This window comes from Kitasatospora sp. NPDC047058 (genome assembly GCF_040643935.1).
Taxonomy (GTDB): Bacteria; Actinomycetota; Actinomycetes; order Streptomycetales; family Streptomycetaceae; genus Kitasatospora.
On the sequence record NZ_JBEYVJ010000527.1, the window covers coordinates 1 to 4,079 of the forward strand.

Annotated in this window: 7 protein-coding genes and 1 pseudogene; all 8 read left to right on the plus strand. The window is 71.1% G+C overall.

Annotation, left to right across the window (positions count from 1 at the left end; genetic code table 11):
* A pseudogene (locus tag ABZ885_RS36750) lies at nucleotides 1–250 on the plus strand (hypothetical protein); the annotation flags it as partial.
* Between the two features lie 20 nt (nucleotides 251–270).
* Nucleotides 271–444, plus strand: coding sequence for a hypothetical protein (locus ABZ885_RS36755; protein ID WP_360198849.1), 174 nt, complete (start codon nucleotides 271–273; stop codon nucleotides 442–444).
* 28 nt (nucleotides 445–472) lie between these two features.
* Nucleotides 473–1,609 (plus strand): hypothetical protein, encoded by a 1,137-nt coding sequence (locus tag ABZ885_RS36760; RefSeq protein WP_360198851.1) that lies wholly within the window; start codon nucleotides 473–475, stop codon nucleotides 1,607–1,609.
* 117 nt (nucleotides 1,610–1,726) lie between these two features.
* A complete protein-coding gene (locus tag ABZ885_RS36765; protein ID WP_360198853.1) occupies nucleotides 1,727–2,119 on the plus strand; it encodes a hypothetical protein in 393 nt (130 codons plus the stop codon).
* A 3-nt stretch (nucleotides 2,120–2,122) separates the two neighbouring features.
* The gene (locus ABZ885_RS36770; protein ID WP_360198855.1) at nucleotides 2,123–2,401 is read left to right on the plus strand and encodes a hypothetical protein; all 279 of its coding nucleotides are present in this window, start codon (nucleotides 2,123–2,125) and stop codon (nucleotides 2,399–2,401) included.
* Entirely contained in the window at nucleotides 2,398–2,904 is a 507-nt protein-coding gene (locus ABZ885_RS36775) for a hypothetical protein (protein ID WP_360198857.1), read from the plus strand. Before ABZ885_RS36770 ends, ABZ885_RS36775 begins: the two co-directional genes overlap by 4 nt.
* 44 nt (nucleotides 2,905–2,948) lie before the next feature.
* On the plus strand, nucleotides 2,949–3,296 hold the full coding sequence (locus ABZ885_RS36780; RefSeq protein WP_360198859.1) for a hypothetical protein: 348 nt from the start codon (nucleotides 2,949–2,951) through the stop codon (nucleotides 3,294–3,296).
* Nucleotides 3,293–4,079 (plus strand): hypothetical protein (locus ABZ885_RS36785; RefSeq protein WP_360198861.1); only part of this gene is annotated, 787 nt, incomplete at its 3' end. The genes ABZ885_RS36780 and ABZ885_RS36785, both read left to right, overlap by 4 nt.

The following is a 4,079-nucleotide window of genomic DNA, read 5'->3' on the forward strand; positions in this document are numbered from 1 at the left end:
CGATCTGGCGATGGAATCCGTCGACCTCACGGCGGGACTCCGCGCGGCCAAACGGCTCCGAGCCGCGGCGGCCGATCTGCTGGCCCCCACGCGGCCCTCCGTCCTGGGCGAGCCGAAGGCGCCCTATGCCGTGGCCGTCGTGTTCCCGGCGGCGGCCCCGGCCTCACCCGATGCACAGGCCGCGGCCGCGGCCGCGACGGAGCTCTTCGCCCGCGAGGACGTCCTGAGCCTGTTCCTCGGCAGCACCTAGACCGGACCGCAGGAGGCACCGTGCCCGCCCACGGCGAACCACCCGAACCCCACGACGAACCCCACGACACCGCCGATCCACAGCCGGCAGCGGCGGCCACCGACGCCGGGGTGCGGGCCGCGACCGCCCCGCCACCGCTGTCCCTGAGCGAACTGAACGCCCTGCGAGCGAAGTTGCGGGCGAAGTACCACTGAGGAAGGCCCGACAGAACGGAGACGGCCGATGACCGTCAGATACATCAGAGTCAGCCCCACGGTCGACCTGTTCGCGCCCGTCACACGGGCGTTCGGCACCATCGCGGTGATCGGCAAGGTCTCCGACCCGAGTTCTCCCCCCGCCGACATCGCGCAGGTGGGGGTACCGCTGATGTTCACCGACCCCGCCGAGGCGCGCCGCCGGGCGCCCGGCGACCTGGGCGACTCGATCGGGCTCGCGTTCCGGCAGTCCCCGGGGCCCTCCACGGTGTGGGGCGTGCGCGTCGACGCCACCACTCCCGACTACGACACCGCCCTCGACGCCGTGGCCGCCCTCGACGTCCAGCTGGTGGTGCTCGCCGGCCTCCCCCTCGACCAGACGTCAGGTGCCACCGGCAACACGCCGGGAGCGGTCACGAAGCTGGTCCGGCACGTGGACGAGGTCTCGGCGACCGGCGGCGACGGCAAGGAGCGGATGGGCGTCGCCATGCTGACCAAGGGGACGGCCGATCCATCGATCGTCAGCGGGTCGCTCGCCAGCGACCGGATGGTCTACATCGCGCACCAGAGCGACGAGGACGCCGCCGCCGCGGTGGCCGGCACCATCGCCGGATACCAGCCGCACGTCTCGATGCTGCTGAAGCAGGTCCAGATCACCAGCCCGCCGTTCACCCCGAGCCAGATCCAGACCATCAACGGGACGGAGGGCGAGGCCTCCGGCCCGGCCGGTCAGGGCGTCAACTGGCTGACCTCCCCCTCACTGGTCGGCCAGGGGGTGTACCTCGGCGAGGGGTACACCGGCAACGGCGGCCTCGGCAAGAAGAAGTTCATCGACATCGTGCGGACCGTCGACGACGTCTCCTTCCGGCTGAAGGCGCAGCTCATCAAGACGATCGGCAACCTGCGGATCAGCCGGTCCGGGCTGCGGGCGCTGATCGGACAGATGGAGTCGGTGCTCGATCCGCTGCAGCGGGCCGAGGTCCTCGACTCCTACAGGATCGACATCCCGCTGCTGCGGCTGCTGGACAAGGACCCGGCGACCCTCACGGCCTCGGAGGGTGCGCAGATCAACAACGCGCATGCGCAGCGGGTGGTCGACACCCTCGTCACGGTCGAGTACGCCGCGGCCCTGCACCGGCTCGACATCGCGCTGAAGTTCCAGTAGTCCGCAGCACCGTCCCGCACCGTCCACAGCCCGCAGAGGCCCCAGGGCCCGCAGAGTCGCAGGGTCCCCGAGCCGCAGGGTCCCCGATTCGCAGAGTCGCAGAGGAGGAGAGCACGCATGGCCGACTGGAACACCAGGCTGGAGGTCAAGCTCGGCGACGCCACCATCACGCCGATCTCGACGTTCACACCGACGTTCAACGTGCCCCACACGGTGATCCACAGCATCGAGGCGGACAACGTCGGCTACGTCCGGCAGCCGTTCACCTTCACCTTCACCATGGCGGTGCCCGCGGTGGCGTCGGCGGTCGCCGATCTGACCGAACTTGCCACCAACGGCAAGGAGTTCTCGATCGCGGTCGCCGAGAAGAAGGGCACCGACTGGGCCTTCAAGTCGCTGAAGTTCGCCCGCTGCGTCGTCACCTCGGCGAGCCCCAGCAACGTCGTCATCGACGGTGTCCCCCAGGCGAGCTTCAACTGCCTGGCGCTCACCGTCGGCCTGGAGGCGTGAGCCGTGACCGACGACGAACCGACCGTGGCGCTGCCGTCGTACGACGGTGGCGGACGGGTGGAACGCACCGGGATCGCGCTGGTGCACGAGGGCGAGTACATCGTCCCGGCGGCGGGCGGCGAGGCGCTCGTGTCACCCCACGGGGACGGCGGCGGGACGGTCATCAACTTCCACTTCCCGGTGGAGGTGCAGGTGGTCGGCGCGTTGAGCGACAGCCATGTCCAGCAGGTCGCGGCGCACGTCTTCGGCGAGTTCGAACGTGAGCTGACGAGCCGGCTGTGAGCGGGGCGAACATCCCGGTGCTGGTCGGCGCGGTGCCGTTGCTGTACGTGCAGTCGATGACGGTCAACGAGGGCTACCGGATCGAGCGGATCGCCGGCGGCCGGTTCTCCCAGGCCACCCAGCCGACCGCGAAGACCATCGCCATCGAGGCGGTGCTGCTCGGGCCGGAGCGTCTGCTGCTGAAGAAGGCGCTGGAGGTCATGGCACTGACGTCGCGGCTGCTCGTCTCGACGGCGGCGCCGCTCCTGGCCGTCGCCGGCATTCCGGTGGTGTCGGGGTTCACGATCAGCCTCGACATGCAGATCACCGACCTGCGGTTCACCCAGAACGTGCAGAAGCGCGAGGCCCTCGACGTCAGCATCACCCTGCAGCAGGTGCCGAGGTCGGCGGTCACGGCGGTGATCGGCGAGGCCGCCGACCTCGCGCTGGCCGTGGCGACGGCGGCGCTCCCGAGCGGCCCGCCGCCGAATCCGATTCCCCGTACGCCGCGAGGCCCGATGTAGCCGGAGGGGTTGTGGCCACACAGGAAGCACCGAGCTATCTCCGCTTGCCGATCGAGCCCGCCGAGGGCTTCCCGCAGGCGTTCCGGCTCCAACTGGGCGCCAGGATCTACCAGTTCCACCTGTACGTGAACGTGGCCGAGGACGTGCTGCGGGCCGCGCCGGCCGATCAGGTCCTGGACCTGCCGACGGCCGGCGCCTTCCTGGTGCTGCGGGTCGCCCGGGAGGAGCCGTCCGGGCTGGTCCCGCTGCTGCGCCGCAAGCTCGTCCCGGGGGTCGGCTACCGGGCCGGCGAGCTGTCGCTGACCTTCCCCACCATGCGGGTGGCGCGGCGGAACCTCAACGGGGTCGGGGAGTTCGGCTCCGAGGTGGTGGGCGGGGTGGCCCTGCGATGAGCCTGGTCATCTGGTACAAGGTCGAGATCGCCGAGCTGCAGGCGACGGGCGGCGCGCTCGCCGCGGTCGCGTCACTGGTCGGCGCCGCCCTCCCGGTCACCGTCTCCAACGACCTGCTGAGCGGTTCGCTCGTCCTGGACGCCGACATCACCGTCACCATGACCGAGGGCGCCGCCGCGGACACCTTCGAACTCACCCTGGTGAACCTGCCCGATCCGACGGTGGAGCTGATCCGGGCGAAGGTGGCGACCACCCCGCTCAAGGTCGTCATCCACCTCGGGTACTTCGACGAGCCCGCCACCACCACCGGCCTCAACCCGGTCCTCCAGGGGCGGCTCACCTCCGTCTCCAGCAGCGTGGACCAGGAGGGGTCGTCCCGTACCGTGCTCGCCGGCCAGGAGGAGGGCGGGTACCTGCTGCGGAACACCCCCACCGCCAAAAGCGCGCTCGCGCCGACCGACGTCACCGAGTTCGCCCGGACGGTGGCCGCCCAGGCCGGCGTCCAGCTGGCCACCGGCTCCGCCCTGACCGGGACGCTGGAGAACTTCACCGCCGGGAACGGATCGGCCCTGGACACCCTGCGCGACCTGGCCCGCCGGGCGGACGTGCCGTTCGTCGTCCGGGACATGACGGTCTACCTCGGGCCGGCCGTCGGAGACCCGGGCGACCGCGCGCCGGTCGACTTCGACCCGGACCGCAACCTGGTCTCCCTCGACCAGAGCCGGTCCGAGGACACCGTGGCCCGGTTCGCGCAGAGCGCGCAGGCCCCGGAGCCCGCCCCCG

Bases quoted from the DNA above. Each gene is read 5' to 3' on its own strand.
- ABZ885_RS36760 (WP_360198851.1), top strand. From the start codon at position 473: ATGACCGTCAGATACATCAGAGTCAGCCCCACGGTCGACCTGTTCGCG.
- ABZ885_RS36765 (WP_360198853.1), top strand. From the start codon at position 1,727: ATGGCCGACTGGAACACCAGGCTGGAGGTCAAGCTCGGCGACGCCACC.